Here is a 17,520-nt window from a genome sequence, read left to right as displayed (position 1 = left end):
TGAAAATATTGAGCTGACGCAAAGTTTGCGTACTTTCCGTCGATTATTTTTTGATAACGGATAGGAAATTTTGTAAACCCCGGCTGTCACCCTGTTTCACCATGGTTTGCATCACTAAGGTTGGCGAATGAAGTAATTTATTCATTAACTTGGTACTGAATTCGTCCAGAATCTTGTCCGCACTTTCGCCCTGAGATAAAGAAAATTGCGCTTTTTCCAATAATTCCTGACGAATTTCATCCGCACTTTCCCGATAAGTACGAATGAGATTGGACGCCTGACGAACTTTTAACCACTCGAAGAAAGCGGCGCATTCTTCGGCTATAATTTCTTCCGCCTGTTCGGAAGCCTTTTCCCGTTCGGATAAGTTATGATTGATGATATTTTGCAGATCATCCACAGTATAATGATACACACTGTCTAATTTGACTATGCTTTCTTCCACATCACGCGGCACGGCGATATCCACAATCAAAACCGGACGGTAACGACGCTGTATTTGCGCCTGTTTCATCATTTCATAGGAAATCAGTGTCGTCGGGCTGCCCGTTGAAGAAATGACAATATCCGCCTGATTTAGTCCGTCTTGCAGTTCGGATAACGATAATATCTCGATGAACGGCGATTCCAGTTTTGCGACTAAAGCTTCCGCCCGCGCCCGCGTACGGTTAGCAATCATTAGTTTTTTCACACCGTGACGCAATAAATGGCGAGCCGCTAATTCAATGGTTTCACCGGCTCCGACTAACAGAATGGTTAATTCTTGCAGGCTTTCAAAAATCTGGCGCCCCAGACTACAGGCGGCATAAGCCACGGACACGGCGCTTTCGCCGATATTTGTTTCGGTACGCACGCGTTTAGCGGTAGAAAAGGTTTTTTGGAACAAACGGGAAAGTTCACTGGAAATCACCGCACTTTTTCCAAGCCCGTGCGCCCGCTGATAATATTCTTCCGCAAGTTGGTACGCTTGTTTCACCTGTCCCAGAATTTGCGGTTCGCCTAAAATCAGAGAATCCAAACCGCACGCTACTCGCATAAGATGCGTAACCGCCTGCTGATTTTGATAAAAATACAGACAATCCTGCAGGTCGGTTAATTGAATTTGATGAATTGCCGCAAACCACGCCACACACTCATCAATCCATGCTGAGTTTTGTTCCGGCTGAATAAATTTATTATGCAGATAGACTTCGGTTCGATTACAGGTCGAGAGAATTACCGTACTCTGCGCCAATTTCAGTTGCTCGATTTGGTTCAATGCCGAAAGTCGTTTTTCTTCCGAAAACGCAACTTTTTCACGCAACGCTACCGTTGCGGTTTTATGATTGATACCAAGTACTAAAATTGTCATTTGATTGAACCGCCGTATGGCGTACTCCTCGAAATCGCTTATGCTCTAAAAATCCCGTTATTTTAATCAATTCGCATAGCCTGAGCAAATTACAGCGTGAAGATTACCTCTGATTAGGTAATGTCGAATGGCGGGAAAGATCTTTGCTGTACACCGTCGAGGTCGGGTTCGTTAAATCGAATCCCCGTATCGACGGATGGATATACACCGCACGTTGTATTTGGTAAAGCGGTAAAAAATAACGCTCCTGTTTCACTAAATGCTGAATCTTTTGATAAAGTGCGGTTCGTTCCGCCTCAGTTTTTACAGTTAGCGATTGTTCCAGCCATTGATTGATTTCCGCATTATCGATACCCGTTTTATTATCCGGGTGTTGCCCATGCAGTAAATTAAAAAAAGCGGAAGGATCATTATAATCCGCGCACCAGCCGGAACGGATCAGCTGAAATTCCCCTTTTGCCTGTTTTTCCAATAAGACGGAGAAAGAAACCGGTTGTGGCGTAACATGAATCAGTTCAGACTGAGACCAGGTTCGGACTAAACGGTTTGCAATATTTTCCTGCGGATAACCGCGATCATAGGTTAAGGTAATATGTAACGGCTTTTCCGCCGAAATGCCGGCTTGCTGTAGTAACGGTTCGACGACGCTCGGCTGCCAATCCTGATTTTGTTCCGTTTGCATATGACGGGGCAAAAAATCGCTGAGCGGCAATGCCGGCAAATGTTCGTTCCGTACAATATATTGTGAGGAAATCATCGAAACCAATGCCGTTCTGACCGAACGGCGGCTTAGTTCGGGGTCTTGTAAATTAAACCGATAAAAATAAGTACAAAGCGTTGGAAAATATATTGCCTGCGAGGCATGTTTCGGCGATTCGAGCCAGTCAATCGTCTCCGGCGACTGATCCTCCGCCATTTTTTCATATACTACCGAATTAAACGTGACATTCGCCTCGTTCCAGTAAACGGGATTTTTATCCAGAAAAATCCGATTTCCCCGCATGCGGATAAATCGATAGGCTCCGTTGCTTAAAAACTCCGCAGGCATATTGCCCCGCGTCGGTAAAAACGCCGCATGTGTCAGCATTTTCGGCAGATAAGGCGTCGGTTTATCCAGCTCAATTTCTAAAATACGTTCGTCCGCCGCTCGCACACCGAGCAATTCCGGCGTTAATTGTTGCATGGTGACGGCTTGTGCGTTTAACAGATTGATATACATCAGAGACTGTTTTAACGGGCTGTCGGACAGTGCAAGTTTTCGCCAACTGTCCACAAAATCCTGCGCCACCACCGGTTCGCCGTTTGACCATTTAGCCTGCGGACGTAAATAAAAGCGCCAAAGTTTGTCATCCTGGTTTTCCCACCGCTCCGCAACGCCCGGCAGGATGTCGCCTCGGCTATCGAAAATTACCAACCCCTCTAATAAATCCCGTAAAAAATCCGCTTGTTCCTCATTATTCATGCTCGGTACATCTAAAGTCAGTTCACCGTACACACCGCGAATAAGCCGCTCCTGCGTACGCGCTAACGGTGTAAAAGCCGGTTGTATTTCGTTTTTTCGGTTAGCTTCGATACCGGAAAGTTTTCGACCGAATTCAGATAGAGGTTCACAGGCTGACAAGCTACAAGCCGTAAAAAAAACAGTCAAAAAACGTAGCGCACTTTTACATAAAACCGTCCATACAGAGGACCGTTTCATGCTAAAATACTGGATATGCGACATAACATTAAAACGAGGCAAACGGACAATCTCCCTATAAGAAATGCATCAAAAGAAAAGGCTTCCGATAGCGTATCAGAAGCCTTTCGAATTGTCACGTCAGCAATTAAAGTGCCGAAACATTAAGTTTAGAACCGCCGACAATACGAACGCGGGCACCCGGTTTCAAACTAGCGTCCGCTTTTTGTACTACTACGATTTCATTGCCGTCATCTTTTTTAATCACTAATTCCAAAGCGTCCACTTGGCTTGCTTTTTCTTCGACTTTACTTCCGATAACCGCACCGGCAACGGCGCCCACGGCACTGGCCACCGCACGGCCCGAGCCGCCGCCGATAGTGGATCCGGCGAAACCGCCTAATGCGCCGCCGCCCAATGTGCCAATCACACCCTGATTATCCGCCTGTACTTTTACCGGTCGGGAAGACACAATCGTACCATAACTGATTGAACGCGCTTCTTTAGCTTGATCACCGGTATAAACGTCACCGCTGAAGATATCGGTATTGGCGCAACCCGTTACACTTAAACCCATCAAAACCGCTAACGCTAATGTGATTTTTTTCATTTTTGCCAACCTTAATAAGTTAATTAATATACGATACCTGCTCTTGACAAGGTAGAATGAGATCTTGAACGGGAAACATTACGTACCGTATTGTCATCATCAACACGCACACAGGAACCCACAACCAAATCGGAATCATATTTATGCGTAATCACGACGTCTTCCGCAGCCGTTGCACGTTGCTCCGCCTCACAATTATCTTTTCTCACCGTTAATTTCAGGTCGTTGCCTTCATAGCTAGAGAAAAGTACCGTGCCTTTATAACTGTTATCTTGTTGACTGGAACAGGCCGTTAAACCTAATGTCGCTAAAACAGCAAATACTAAAGTCATTTTTTTCATTCAAAAACCTCGACGATTTTTTTAATAGAATACGGGTGAACTTTAATTGACACATGGTTTCGGCTGTTGTCTTTTAAACTCACGGCAATAGAGGGATTCGGTAACAGCTCGCCTTCTGCCTTAGGTTCACTCACTTTGATAGTTAAACGGTCGAATTGGTTCCATAAAAATACCGACTGAATCCGGTTTATCCACTCATTTGTCGATTCTTTCGCCAAAAGCGGTATCACAAACTCAATGTGTTCCCAAGTTTCATACCGATAAATTTTGTCCTTAGGGAATGGCAATTCAATAACGTCGATAAATTGGTTTAAAAACGGTAGCGGCTCCTCCAATCGAATCAGATAAATTATACGTCCGTTAACCAAATTATCGGATAAAATTGTACCGCACTTTAACAACCGCTCCAACCAATTTTTACCCGCCTCGAGCGAGTTGACCCTTAATGCGAGATGATCGATAACGTAGTCCGCTAAATTAATTCGCATTTCAGCCGCCAACGCCCGGATTTTCCGTTCAAAATCCACATATTCCCGGTAAAGTGCGGTTGAATTTTGAAAGATTTTGTGACTTGATACATTCATTGGTTTACTCATTCTGTTGTTGATCTAATACTTTAACCAGTTCAGTCCCGAATTCCGCCCGCCAATTACGTAATAAATCCGGCAGTTTATTCGGATTGTTATCTTGCAGCCAAACCCATTTCATAAGTTTTTCCAAATCGCGTTTACCGGCAATGATTTCCGGTGCCAAATCCGGCGGTGAAATAGCTTTTAATTTTTGCCGTAATGTCTTTAATGTTGATTTGTAGCGCGGATCTTCGGACAACCGTCGAATAACGGCGGGATAAGTCTGTTCCGGTTCACGCGTCGCTTGGGCCACTAACTTCAGCATTGTTTTTCCATGGATACGGATTTCATGAGGATGAAGTCCCAAATCCGCCAATTCCGACGTATTTTTCGGTGCATGTTTCGCCACTGTCCATAAACTTTCGTTATGCACCACAAAATTAAGGGCCAGATCGCGTTTCACCGCTTCTTCCTGCCGCCATTTCGCTAATAATTTCAATCTCATCAATTCGACCGGTGATAACCGCCATGCATTGGGTACATTCAAATAAGCCGATTCCGCTTCTTTCACGCACCGCTGTTTTTCCAGCAACAAACCGCAATCAAATTCCACCGCACTTTGCCAACGGGTTTTCGCCAATTCCACCGCCATTTTTTCGTACAAAGGCAATAAATACCACACGTCCGCCGCCGCGTATTGTAGCTGTTTCTCCGATAACGGGCGGGCAAGCCAGTCGGTACGCGAGGCCCCTTTGTCAATTTCCAGCGCCAGATAATGCCGGATCAAACTCGCTAATCCGGTGGAATGCGGAAACGCTAAAAATCCCGCCATAACTTGCGTATCCATAATCGGTTCGGGCAATTGCTGAAAATAGTGAGAAAACACTTCCAGATCTTCATAACAGGCGTGCAGCACTTTGATAACATTAATATCCGCCAGTAACGCAGTAAAAGGCGAAAAATCAGTAATGGTCGTCGGATCAATCAAACTCACCCGCTCACCGTCATATAACTGGATCAGACCTAATTTGGGATAATAACTTCTTATACGGATAAATTCGGTGTCCAAGGCGACCGCACTTTTCTGTTGCGCCTGCTCACACACGGTTTTCAGCCCGGAATTCGTAGTAATGAGATTAAATTGCGGTAAATTCTGTATTTCTTTGATCATTAATCCTCTCAATGCTTATCTTTTTATAATCGCTTAAATAACAATGCACGTTCTGAAACGTGCATGTTTGGTTAGGATCGGTTGCTAATTATTCTTGCGTTTATTGATTTCTTCATCGCGCAATACGCGGCGCAATATTTTACCTACATTGGATTTCGGCAGTTCATCACGGAATTCTATTTCTCTCGGCACTTTATAACCGGTTAGATACTGACGACAATGAGTCTTCAATTCTTCTTTGGTTAAGCCCGGATCTTTTTTCACCACGAATATCTTGATGGTTTCACCTGAAACGGAATGAGGAATACCTACGGCCACCACTTCCGCCACTTTGTAATTCAGCATGACCGCATCTTCAATTTCATTCGGATATACATTAAAACCGGAAACTAAAATCATGTCTTTTTTACGATCTACAATACGTATAATGCCTTTTTCATTCATGGTTACAATATCACCGGTCGCCAGCCAGCCGTCTTTCAGCACTTCGGCCGTCGCTTCAGGACATTGCCAGTAACCTTTCATTACCTGATCGCCTTTCACCCAGAGTTCGCCCGATTCGCCCAACGGCGCATTTTCACCGGAATCCGTCACGATACGTATATCCGTATTCGGCACCGGCGAACCGATACTGCCGTCATGAATCAGACAGTTTACATTAGATGCCGCCACCAGCGGAGAACATTCGGTTAATCCGTAACCTTCGATAATATTGCTGCCGGTCAATTCATGCCAACGGGTCGCAATCGCCTGTTGCACCGCCATTCCGCCGCCTACACTTAATTTCAGCGAGGAAAAATCCACTTCTTTAAAATTTTTGTTGTTTAACAAAGCATTAAACAAAGTATTTACACCGGTAAACGCTACAAAACGATGTTTCTTCATTTCTTTTACCAATCCGTCAATATCCCGCGGATTAGTAATTAACACCGCCGTCACGCCCAATTCGATAAACAACAGACAATTCACGCTGACGGCAAAAATATGGTACAACGGCAGCGGCAAAATCGCTTTACGCTGACGCGAATGATTGCCGATAAAAGGAATGGCAATCCATGCGCACTGCATCACACTGGTAATCAGATTACCGTGCGACAGCATGGCGCCTTTTGCCACACCGGTGGTTCCGCCCGTATACTGAAGCATGGCTAAATCGTCACGTTCCAAATCGGGACGAACATACTGCCGTTGTTTACCGATACTCAATACTTCACGGAATGTTACCGCATGGGGTAATTTATATTTCGGCACCAGCTTTTTCACGTATTTCACCACGAAATTCACCAATGTGCGTTTACCGAAAGAAAGCTGATCGCCCATTCGGGTTAAAATAACGTGCTTAATTTCCGTATTAAATACGATTTTTTCTAATGTCGAAGCGAAATTAGAAACTACCACAATAGCTTTCGCCCCGCTGTCCTGCAACTGATGTTCCAGTTCGCGCGGAGTATAAAGCGGATTCACGTTCACCGCTATCAGCCCAGCACGCAATATACCGAATAAAGCAATCGGATATTGCAGTAAATTCGGCATCATTAACGCCATGCGATCACCGCGTTTCAGTTTTAATTCGTTTTGCAGATAAGCGGCAAAAGCGCGACTGCGTTCCTCCAGTTTGCGGAAAGTTAAAATCTGCCCCATATTAATATAAGCGGGGCGATCCGGATGTTCCCGCACCGCTTTATCAAACATATCTAAAAGATTACGATATTTCTTTGTATCAATTTTCGTATCCGAACCTTCCGGATAATTCTGATACCACAGCTTTTCCATAGATAACTTGACGTCCTTTTACTCTTAATTTTATTTATCGCAATATGGTGCGTACTCTCGGTTCCCGATGCCAGAAACCGCCGTAATATCCCCATCTCGGGCCGAATCCGTATCCGTAATAAAAATCGTCGTCCCAATAAGGCGCATAATAGTATTCCCGCACCAACTGCCAATGCTTAAACGCAGTGGCTTTTACCACAGGAAAATGATAATCCGCCTGATCGATTTTCCCCTGTTCTTTACCCGTTAATGTACCTTTCACCGTAATATACTGACTTTTCAGGCTTTCCGGATCCACAAAACCGGGAAGGTAAGCGATAAACCGTCCGTCCGTTGCGCCGTCCCATACCGGTTTAGCCGAAAAACTACTCACGGGCAAACTCATAATTTCTACTCTAGTTTGATCTTTTAAAGCCCGTACCGACAAAATTTTACCGCCTAAACGCACAATTCGGCAGCGACAAGCATAGTCGTCCGCGTCGATTTTGCTTAACTGCTGAATGGTAAATGCGTCTTTTTCCAGTCCTTGCGGCGGTGAAATACAAGCCGTCAGGCAAAGTGCGGTCAAAAAAAGCCATGTTTTTTTCGGCTTTGTCACACAGGTTAAAAATCGAGTCTTTTCACTCATCATTGTCAATAAAATACTCGGAGTTTTTTCCATACTTTCTCCTTATCTCGCCGATAACGAAAAATCAGTACATTATGCTCCCGTCAACGCCGCCCCGGTAGTTTTTTCCATGTTACTTCGTTGCGCAAATAAATCGGCTCAATCTCCGTTGCACTCAGCAGTCGTTTTTGGAACCACATGGGAACAGCCAGACTCAGCATATATTGCGCGGAAGGCAAATCAATGCCGGATTGGCGGTTTAATTCGGCCAACTGCGGATATGCCGTCCACCCCGTGCCGACCGTTTGCCAATGCGTATCAAGATCCTGCGCATATTGCAACACGCTTTCCGGCGGGCAAACCTGTTCCGCAACAATTTCTTGCCATTGTAAAAACTCACCGAATTCCGACCGCACTTTTTTCGCCTCTAAGCGGGAAAAATATACTTCGTTCATACGCGCATCAATGGCGGCAAGCACCTGCGTACTTCGTAATTGTTCATAAGCCGCTTGCGCCATAGCGGTTAAATTCGACACCGCAATCACCGGTAAATCCGCACCCAATGCCAATCCTTGCGTAATCCCCGTGCCGACGCGAACACCGGTAAAGCTGCCCGGTCCTCGTCCGAAAACCAAAGCATCCACTTGGTTTAATCCGATGCCGGACGCCGATAAAATCTCATCCACCATCGGTAAAATACGCTTGGTGTGAGCGCGTTGCGCCGTTTCGTCCAAATGCGTTTTTTCGCCTTGGTGCAATAATGCCACCGAACAGGCTTCCGTCGACGTATCCAACGCCAACAAGGTCAAATTTTTCTTCATATCGCTATTTTTGTAATTGTTGTAAGAATTCTATCACTTTCTTTAAATCGCGGGTACGTCCCGCATTCGGCAAACTCTTTAAAAAAGTTTTACCGTAAGCCCGGTTCACCAAACGGCTGTCACAAATAATCACCGCACCCTTGTCCGTCACATCCCGAATAAGACGTCCGACGCCCTGTTTCAGCGCAATCACCGCGTCGGGGATCTGAATATCGTTAAAGGGTTCGCCGCCCTGTAACTTACAGTCTTCAATGCGCGCTTTCAATAACGGTTCATCCGGCGAAGTAAACGGCAGTTTATCGATAATCACCAGCGACAGCGCATCGCCGCGCACATCCACACCCTCCCAAAAACTGGAAGTCGCCACCAGTACGCTGTGTTCTTCCTGTATGAACTGTTCCAGTAATTTTCCTTTCGTAGTTTCGCCCTGCAACAAAATAGAAAGCCCGCTGTGTGCACGGAAATATTCCGCCAGCCCGCGCATCATAAAATACGAAGTACAAAGTACAAAACAACGCCCTTTATTGGCTTCAATCACCGGTAGCAGCATTCCGCCCAACTGCGTAAGAGTGTGATTTTGATTGCTGCCCGGCAGATAACGCGGCACACATAATAACGCCTGTTCGGCATAATTGAACGGACTCTGTAATACTTTCCGTTCCGCTTGCCGAATGCCTAACCGATGACAAAAATGATCAAAATTACCGCCCACTTCCAAAGTCGCGGAAGTAAAAATCCAGGTACGGTCCTGTTCCTGAATCCGTTCGCCGAATTTATCCGAAACCGTCAGCGGCGTAATATGTAACCCGAATTGGCGGTTAAAGGTTTCATACCAATAACAATACCCCGTGACGGAAATATCCGATAACCGATGAAGCTGCAGTTTCACGGCGGCAATGCGTTCATAAATACTATCCAAAGTTTGCGAACGACCTAACGCCAGTTTGATGACTTCCGCAGTGAAATCCAATTTTTCTTTTAAAGTTTCGAAGCCTCTTTTAACCGCACTTTGCGCAAATAATTCTCGTAAATTGCCGCGTTGATTACCCTCACCTAACAATAGGCGAAAATCCTGTACGATTTTCATTAAATGTTCCGCCGCGACGCCCAATTGCCGCATATCTTTCACTTCGGTACGGTAGACAATTTGAATGTCTTTACAAATATCAAACAGTTGACGCGAAGTCATCGATTGTCCGAAATATTGACTGGCGATGTCAGGCAGCTGGTGGGCTTCATCAAAAATAATCACTTCCGCATTGGGAATCAATTCGCCGAAACCGCTTTCCTTCACCGCCATATCGGCACAAAACAAATGGTGGTTAACCACGACCAAATCCGCCGCCAACGCCCGTTTTCGCGCCAGTGCCACATAACAATCGTTATAATTCGGACATTCCGTACCGAGACAACTTTCCGTCGTGCTGGTTAATTGCGGAAAAATCGGACTGTCTTCAGGTAAGGCGGTACATTCGCTTAAATCGCCGCTTTTAGTGACATTATTCCATGCCCTCACCTTCGATAAATCCGCCAGCACCGATTTATCCCCCAATACACCTTGAGCAATCACCTGTTCCAATCGTTCCAGGCACAGATAATTCGCCCGCCCTTTCAATAAAGCGATTTTGCCGGAATAACCTAATACCGTCTTAATCGCAGGAAGATCGCGATTGAATAGTTGGTCCTGCAAGTTTTTAGAACCGGTAGAAATAATCGTTTTCTTTTTAGCCAGTAACACAGGCGCCAAATAAGCAAATGTCTTACCCGTTCCCGTTCCTGCTTCCACTACTAAAGCGCTTTTAGATTTAATCGCATTTCCCACCGCACTTGCCATTTCCAACTGTTCCTGACGGGGACGAAATCCTTTGATATGACGGCTTAATGCACCGTTAGCGGAAAAAACCTGAATTATTTGCTGCTGATCTACCATTCTGTTCTGTTTTCGGCATAATATTGAGCGTAGTATTAAGGCGTGATTGTATCAGATTTTACTGCAGAAAATAGAAGGTCCGGTTATGAAACGTAAATTTATTCAAAATATTGACACAGGCATTACGCTTTATCAGTACAACGAAATTCCCGTTATTGAAGTGGAACATGCGGTGGGCTCGGCAAAAATTGCGCTGCAAGGCGCCCATTTATTAAGCTGGAAACCGAACGGCGCACAACACGACGTACTCTGGTTGAGTGAAATCGAACCGTTCAAAGCGGGCAATGCCATTCGCGGCGGCATACCCGTTTGCTTTCCCTGGTTCAACAATGCTGGAACACCGGCGCACGGTTACGCCCGCATTCGGTTATGGCAGCTGAGATCGCATCAAATAATGCCGGACTCCGTTCAACTTATTTTCACACTAAATAACGAAAAAAACCTCCCCGTTGCCACACTTGACATGACTTTTGCCGCGGATTGCCGTCTGACGTTTACCAATACGGGAGAAAAAAATGCGCAAATCGCCCTGCACAGTTATTTCAATGTGAGCGATATTCGGCGGATCGTATTACTGAATCTGCCGGATTCCGCCTATAATTCCCTCACGCAACAACAGGAAAATGTACCGACGCCAAGAACCGTCGGTGAAAACGTGGACTGCATTTATCGCGCCGAATCAGGCGCAACTGTCATTGACGATCCGATATATCAGCGTCAAATTGAAGTAGAACATCAAAATGCCGGCGATATTGTCCTGTGGAATCCGTGGCATAAAGCTACCGGCAATATGAGCGAAACCGGTTATCAAACCATGGTTTGCGTGGAAACCGCAAGAATCCGCCGACGAATTAACCGAGAATCCGTGGGCGTCATTATTCGCGTTAAATAAAAAATGTTGTTTTTTTGACCGCACTTTCCGGTTTAAGTGCGGTCGTTCCTTAAATCCAGCCCAACTGAGAAAGAATGATCAACCCTAATGAAGAGGCAAATGCCGAACCGATAGTGGTAATACCGATAATATTGGCTACCGTAACGGCGTTTCCGCCCATACCCCGCACCATTGCATAGGCTGCCGCCGCCAACGGTGTGGTAGTCATCAACAATACGATACCCAATTCCATCCCGGATATCCCGCATAAACGGGAAATAGCAATCATAACTGCCGGTGCGACAAGCAAACGCCCCATCACACCCCAGGATACGACGCGTGATCCCCATCCCATGGTTTTAAAATTAATGGTCGCGCCGGTGCAGATTAACGCTAACGGCAAGGTAATATTGGCTAAGTGATGCCCCGTAGAAATCACGGCCTCCGGTAACGGAACGGTAAAAACATTCATCACTACGCCGGAAACAATGCCAATAATCAGCGGGTTTTTCAGAATATTGAAAAACACGGCGGAAAAGCGGACTTTAGTAGTAGAAAGCGAACGGGTGATAGTAATTACCCCGTAAATATTATACAGAAAAATCAAAACGGCGGAATAAATAGACGCCGGTGCGAAAGCAGCATTGCCGTAAGCATTAATACAGAATGCCAGACCTAAAATACCGTTATTGCCGCGGAAAACGGCTTGTACAAAGGTGCAACGTTCGCGTTTTTCCGCAATAAAACGGGCGGCAAATATTTCTGCCGCAACAAACAAAAATGTCGTACCGAGAAACGCCACAATAATCAGCGGCAGCTGGCCGGCATAATCAATATTCGAACCGTATACATTGAAGAAAAGCAATAACGGCAGAGTGAGATTAAAAATCAATCGGGTCGCTTTTTCACAAAAAGCGTCATCTAAGAATTGATATCGCCGTAACACCATACCGATCAGCAATAAAAGCAGGGTCGGCAGCGTAACATTTACGGAAAATACCAGAGAAGAAAGGAAATTACCATTCATAAGCATTGCCGTTCGGCGGAACAAATAAAAAACAAAACCCCGGCTTTTCAGCCAGGGCATTTTCTACGGTAAAATTAGCGACCGATCGTATCAACATTGTCCATATACGGACGTAAAACTTCCGGTACGGTAATCGAACCGTCGGCATTTTGATAATTCTCCAATACCGCGACCAAAGTCCGACCCACAGCTAAACCGGAACCGTTCAACGTATGCACCAGGCGCGTTTTTTTGTCGCCTTTGGCTCGACAACGGGCCTGCATGCGGCGGGCCTGGAAATCCCACATATTGGAACAGGAAGAAATTTCACGGTAAGTATTTTGTGCCGGCAGCCATACTTCCAGGTCATAGGTTTTACAGGCTCCGAATCCCATATCGCCGCTACAAAGCAACACTTTACGATACGGCAAATTTAACAACCGCAACACTTCTTCCGCATGCCCGGTCAGTTCTTCCAGAGCTTCCATCGATTTTTCCGGTTCCACAATTTGCACCATTTCCACTTTATCAAACTGGTGCATGCGGATTAAACCGCGGGTATCGCGACCGTATGACCCGGCTTCGGAACGGAAACAAGGCGTATGTGCGGTCATTTTTAACGGTAAATTTTCCACACTCAGAATTTCATCGCGTACTAAATTGGTGACCGGCACCTCGGCCGTCGGGATTAATGCGTAAGGCTGTTCGCCTTCCAAAGCTTTGGTATGAAACAAATCTTCACCGAATTTCGGCAATTGTCCGGTTCCGTATAGCGTAGTGTGATTTACCAAATAAGGTACATACGTTTCCAAATAACCGTGTTTTTCCGTATGCAGATCCAGCATGAACTGCGCTAAAGCGCGATGTAATTTGGCGATCCGACCTTTCATCACGGCAAAACGCGCACCGCTTAATTTCACCCCGGCGGAGAAATCCAGCCCGTCGATATTTTCGCCTAACGTAACATGATCTTTGACTTCAAAATCGAAAGTTCTCGGTGTTCCCCAACGGGCGACTTCCTGATTTTCCGTATCGTCTTTGCCTTGCGGTACTTCATCCGCCGGAATATTCGGAATCGTCAATAAAATTGTATTCAGTTCCGCAGATACGTCGTCAAACAACGCTTTCGCCTGCGCCAATTCAATGCCTAAATGATCCACTTCATTTAATAAACTTTCGATATTTTCACCGCGCGCTTTCGCAGCGCCGATAGCTTTGGAACGCAAATTACGCTCCGCCTGCAACGTTTCGGTTTTAACCTGCAGCGCTTTGCGTTGTTCTTCTAATTTTCTTAATTGCTTCACATCCAGAATAAAATTACGCTTCTCTTTTAATTTTTGTGCGGTTTCTTCCAGATTATTACGCAGTAAATTCGGATCGATCATGGCTACCTCAGTTCATTATTGACATTAAAACGATTTTTATTGTAACGGCATTCGGGCGAAAAATACAGGGTTCTTTCATAAATAAACGGGAATAAAGTGCGGTTAAAAACAGCATATTTTTACCGCACTTTATGCCCGTCCGCAGTAAATCTACGAATTGTTTAAAAATTAAACTTCAATTCCGGCTCGAATCCCGTCCATTTTCCGTTGACCGCACTGCCTAAAACGCGGAAATCGTGACTGAATACCGTTAAATTAGCAATCTTGCCCGACTCGACAGAACCTAAGGTATCCGCGACACCAATAGCCTCTGCCGGATACAGATTCGCCATGCGTAAGGCTTCGTCTAAAGGAATATCCGCTTCTTTTACAAGATTAGCGACACTTTCGATCATTGTTATCGCCGAACCGCCTAAAGTGCCGTTGCCGTCTAAACATTTGCCGTCGCGAACATAAACCGTGGTGCCGACAAAATCAAATCGGGCTATATCCGAACCTGCCGCTGCGGTGGCGTCGGTAACCAGATACAGTTTTTTTCCCTTGCAGCGCTTGGCGAGTTTAATGTTGCCGAATTCCACATGTAAACCGTCCGCAATAATACCGGCATACACGTCATCCGCCTCCAGCACCGCACCGACCACCCCCATTTCCCGGCCGGATTTCACCGGCGACATGGCGTTATACAAATGGGTCGCCAACGTAGCGCCTTGGACGAATGCCTGCCGGGTTTGTCGGCAAGATGCGTCGGAATGCCCTACCGCCACGCGAATACCTTTCTTCACAAAATCGGCAATAAAACGCGCGCTCGCATTTTCCGGCGCAATGGTCATGATACGGATAACATCGGCATTCTCGCTTAAAAAATCATACATATCCGAAGAAATTTCCCGTACGAATTCCGCTTGATGGACACCTTTTTTAGCTAAACTGATGTAAGGTCCTTCCAAATGCAGCCCCAATGCCTGATTGCGGTATTGCGTCAAATACTTCCGCATAATTCCGACCGCACTTTTCATGCCTTCGTCGGAAGCGGTAATAAAAGTCGGTAAATAACTGGTAGTCCCCGAACGCAAATTGGTTCGTTGCATGATTTCCAGCGTTTCCACCGAAATCTTGCCGTTAAACATCACGCCTCCGCAGCCATTAAGCTGTAAATCGATAAAGCCGGCGGTCAGATTATGTCCCTGCAAATCTACCGACGGCAGATCGGCAGGCACATTTTCTTCACGTACGACGGCGGAAATACAATCGTTTTCCACTATCGCCGCATAACCGTAAAGCACCGCTTTGCCGGTATAAATTACGCCGTTAGTTAACGCATATTTCATTTTTCTCTCCCAAACCGAATAATGCTTATTTTTTCCAGCGAATATTTTCGCTCTGTTGATCTAAATTCCGTAACCAATCCAATTTTTCTTTAATTTTGATTTCCATACCGCGCGCACCCGGAAAATAAAATCGGGTGTCTTTCAGCGGTTCGGGGAAATAATTTTCCCCTGCCGCATAAGCGTTCGGTTCGTCATGGGCATAACGATATTCCGCATGATTACCCAATTCTTTCAACAACTGGGTCGGCGCGTTGGTTAAATGGCGCGGGACATCGTAATCCGGCGCCTGTTTCGCCAGGGCTTTTGCGGCGTTGAACGCCTGATAAACCGCATTGCTTTTCGGCGCTACCGCAAGATACACAATAGCTTGGGCAATAGCACGCTCGCCTTCCGCCGCGCCGACACGGGTAAAACAGTCCCAAGCGCTTAACGCCACCTGCATGGCGCGCGGATCCGCATTACCGATATCTTCGGACGCAATCGCCAATAAACGACGCGCTACGTACAACGGATCGCCGCCGGCGGTAATAATACGGGCGTACCAATACAACGCCGCATCGGGCGCAGAACCGCGAATGGATTTGTGCACGGCGGAAATCAGATCATAAAAACGATCACCGCCTTTATCAAATCTGGCTTGTCGTTCGCCCAACACTTCCGTCAATAAAGTGCGGTCGATTTTTTTACCGTTTTCGTCCTCTTCCGCCATATCAGCCATTAATTCCAGACAATTCAACGCCAGACGGGCGTCTCCGTTGACATATTCCGCTAACAAATGCAGCAAATTCGCTTGCAAATTTAACCGCGCTTTGCCTAATCCCCGTTCTTCATCCGCCACTGCTTGCTGCAGAACCCTTTGCACATCTGCTGTGGTCAGAGATTTCAAAATATACACCCGGGTCCGCGACAGCAACGCGTTATTTAATTCAAAAGAGGGATTTTCCGTGGTTGCGCCGATAAAAATAATGGTGCCGTCTTCAATGTGCGGCAAAAATGCGTCCTGCTGGCTTTTATTGAAGCGGTGAACTTCGTCCACGAATAAAATGGTTTGGCGATCCGCCAAGCGATTCCGTTTCGCCCGTTCAATGGCTTCACGAATGTCTTTTACGCCGGAAGTTACGGCGGAAAGACGCTCTACCTCGGCGTTAATACGATAAGCGATAATTTCCGCCAGCGTGGTTTTACCTGTGCCCGGCGGCCCCCATAAAATCATGGAATGGGCGTGCCCGGACTCAATCGCCCGACGCAACGGCTTGCCTTGACCGATCAAATGCTGCTGTCCGCAATATTCATCCAACGTACGCGGACGCATACGGGCGGCAAGAGGGCGAAAATCATTTTCGGCAAAATCAAAATTCAGGTTAGCCATTACGAAATCCTTTATGGGGTTATAAAAAAGTTAAAAAGGTGGGCGCCTTGCCCACCTTAAATGCCGCTATTTTTTCTTTTTGCGCTGATCGTCGAATTCCGCGCCTTTCGGCACACTGAAACGAAACAGGTTGTCCGCAATATCGTTATTGTTAATATTGCGCAGCATATACAGATTGGACTGGCCGTCTTTCTCGATGGTACTAAATCCTTTAAGTACGCCGTTACCGTCGATACGAATATCAAACTGCTTGATATTGCTGTTCTTCGCTTTCGGTTTTAACACAAAAGTATCGGCATTTTGCTGCACGTTATATTGATTCCAGTGACTTTGTTCGTTACTGGTCAGCAATACGAAAGGCGTATTGTTCACCGCATCGCTCACCCAGTTGGCCGTCACCTGTTCGACGAAAGGATCATAAAACCAAAGGGTTTTGCCGTCCGCTATAATTTGGCTTTCCTGCGGCTTTTTATTATCCATACGGAACAGATTAGGACGCTTGATTTGGATTTTACCGCTGCCCTGTTGTACCTGTTTACCGTTCGCCGAACTTACATTTTGGGTGAAATCCGCACTGAATACGCTCACTTTCCGCAAACGGGTTTGTAACTCGCTCGCCGCATCGGCCAAAGCCCAAGGTGCAGCCAATGCCAGGGTTAAAAGTGCGGTCAGATTTTTCACTGTTTTTTTCATATTGCTTTCCTTATTTT

16 protein-coding genes are annotated in these 17,520 nt (G+C 46.0%); 1 reads left to right on the top strand and 15 read right to left on the bottom strand.

Features of this window, described 5'->3' with window-relative positions; genetic code table 11:
• Window positions 1-43: 43 nt before the first annotated feature.
• The 10 genes from hemA to ASUC_RS05820 form a co-directional block, all read right to left on the bottom strand.
• Window positions 44-1,351, bottom strand: coding sequence for a glutamyl-tRNA reductase (gene hemA / locus ASUC_RS05865; RefSeq protein WP_012072859.1), 1,308 nt, complete (start codon window positions 1,349-1,351; stop codon window positions 44-46).
• Window positions 1,352-1,454: 103 nt separating this feature from the next.
• Window positions 1,455-2,972 carry a peptide ABC transporter substrate-binding protein gene (locus ASUC_RS05860; protein WP_049752182.1) on the bottom strand — a complete coding sequence of 506 codons (1,518 nt, stop codon included), beginning with the start codon at window positions 2,970-2,972 and terminating at the stop codon, window positions 1,455-1,457.
• A gap of 205 nt (window positions 2,973-3,177) precedes the next feature.
• Complete coding sequence (locus ASUC_RS05855; RefSeq protein WP_012072857.1) at window positions 3,178-3,639, bottom strand: outer membrane lipoprotein; 462 nt, start codon at window positions 3,637-3,639, stop codon at window positions 3,178-3,180.
• Window positions 3,640-3,662: 23 nt separating this feature from the next.
• On the bottom strand, window positions 3,663-3,980 hold the full coding sequence (locus ASUC_RS05850; protein ID WP_012072856.1) for a hypothetical protein: 318 nt from the start codon (window positions 3,978-3,980) through the stop codon (window positions 3,663-3,665).
• Entirely contained in the window at window positions 3,977-4,564 is a 588-nt protein-coding gene (locus ASUC_RS05845; RefSeq protein WP_041834624.1) for a VOC family protein, read from the bottom strand. Before ASUC_RS05845 ends, ASUC_RS05850 begins: the two co-directional genes overlap by 4 nt.
• Window positions 4,565-4,568: 4 nt before the next feature.
• Complete coding sequence (rnd, locus tag ASUC_RS05840) at window positions 4,569-5,720, bottom strand: ribonuclease D (protein ID WP_012072854.1); 1,152 nt, start codon at window positions 5,718-5,720, stop codon at window positions 4,569-4,571.
• Window positions 5,721-5,804: 84 nt separating this feature from the next.
• Window positions 5,805-7,493, bottom strand: a complete 1,689-nt coding sequence (gene fadD, locus ASUC_RS05835; protein ID WP_012072853.1) for a long-chain-fatty-acid--CoA ligase FadD — start codon at window positions 7,491-7,493, stop codon at window positions 5,805-5,807.
• 34 nt (window positions 7,494-7,527) lie between these two features.
• Window positions 7,528-8,121: a Slp family lipoprotein gene (locus ASUC_RS05830; protein ID WP_143228906.1), complete on the bottom strand. Its 594-nt coding sequence runs from the start codon at window positions 8,119-8,121 to the stop codon at window positions 7,528-7,530.
• An 83-nt stretch (window positions 8,122-8,204) separates the two neighbouring features.
• Entirely contained in the window at window positions 8,205-8,921 is a 717-nt protein-coding gene (tsaB, locus tag ASUC_RS05825; protein WP_012072851.1) for a tRNA (adenosine(37)-N6)-threonylcarbamoyltransferase complex dimerization subunit type 1 TsaB, read from the bottom strand.
• Window positions 8,922-8,925: 4 nt separating this feature from the next.
• A complete protein-coding gene (locus ASUC_RS05820; RefSeq protein WP_012072850.1) occupies window positions 8,926-10,851 on the bottom strand; it encodes an ATP-dependent DNA helicase in 1,926 nt (641 codons plus the stop codon).
• Between the two features lie 85 nt (window positions 10,852-10,936).
• Between ASUC_RS05820 and ASUC_RS05815 the strand changes: the two genes are divergently transcribed.
• Complete coding sequence (locus tag ASUC_RS05815; RefSeq protein WP_012072849.1) at window positions 10,937-11,743, top strand: D-hexose-6-phosphate mutarotase; 807 nt, start codon at window positions 10,937-10,939, stop codon at window positions 11,741-11,743.
• A gap of 49 nt (window positions 11,744-11,792) precedes the next feature.
• Here ASUC_RS05815 and ASUC_RS05810 read toward each other — a convergent pair whose 3' ends face one another.
• The 5 genes from ASUC_RS05810 to lolA form a co-directional block, all read right to left on the bottom strand.
• Complete coding sequence (locus tag ASUC_RS05810; RefSeq protein ID WP_041834759.1) at window positions 11,793-12,749, bottom strand: AEC family transporter; 957 nt, start codon at window positions 12,747-12,749, stop codon at window positions 11,793-11,795.
• Window positions 12,750-12,823: 74 nt separating this feature from the next.
• Window positions 12,824-14,113, bottom strand: a complete 1,290-nt coding sequence (gene serS / locus ASUC_RS05805) for a serine--tRNA ligase (RefSeq protein ID WP_012072847.1) — start codon at window positions 14,111-14,113, stop codon at window positions 12,824-12,826.
• A gap of 161 nt (window positions 14,114-14,274) precedes the next feature.
• A complete protein-coding gene (gene nagA, locus ASUC_RS05800) occupies window positions 14,275-15,441 on the bottom strand; it encodes an N-acetylglucosamine-6-phosphate deacetylase (RefSeq protein WP_012072846.1) in 1,167 nt (388 codons plus the stop codon).
• 25 nt (window positions 15,442-15,466) lie between these two features.
• Complete coding sequence (locus ASUC_RS05795; protein ID WP_012072845.1) at window positions 15,467-16,810, bottom strand: replication-associated recombination protein A; 1,344 nt, start codon at window positions 16,808-16,810, stop codon at window positions 15,467-15,469.
• Window positions 16,811-16,876: 66 nt separating this feature from the next.
• Window positions 16,877-17,503 (bottom strand): outer membrane lipoprotein chaperone LolA, encoded by a 627-nt coding sequence (lolA, locus tag ASUC_RS05790; protein ID WP_012072844.1) that lies wholly within the window; start codon window positions 17,501-17,503, stop codon window positions 16,877-16,879.
• Between the last annotated feature and the right edge of the window lie 17 nt (window positions 17,504-17,520).

It is taken from the genome of Actinobacillus succinogenes 130Z (assembly GCF_000017245.1).
Classification (GTDB): Bacteria; Pseudomonadota; Gammaproteobacteria; order Enterobacterales; family Pasteurellaceae; genus Exercitatus; species Exercitatus succinogenes.
This window is presented reverse-complemented; position numbering and strand designations above follow the sequence as displayed.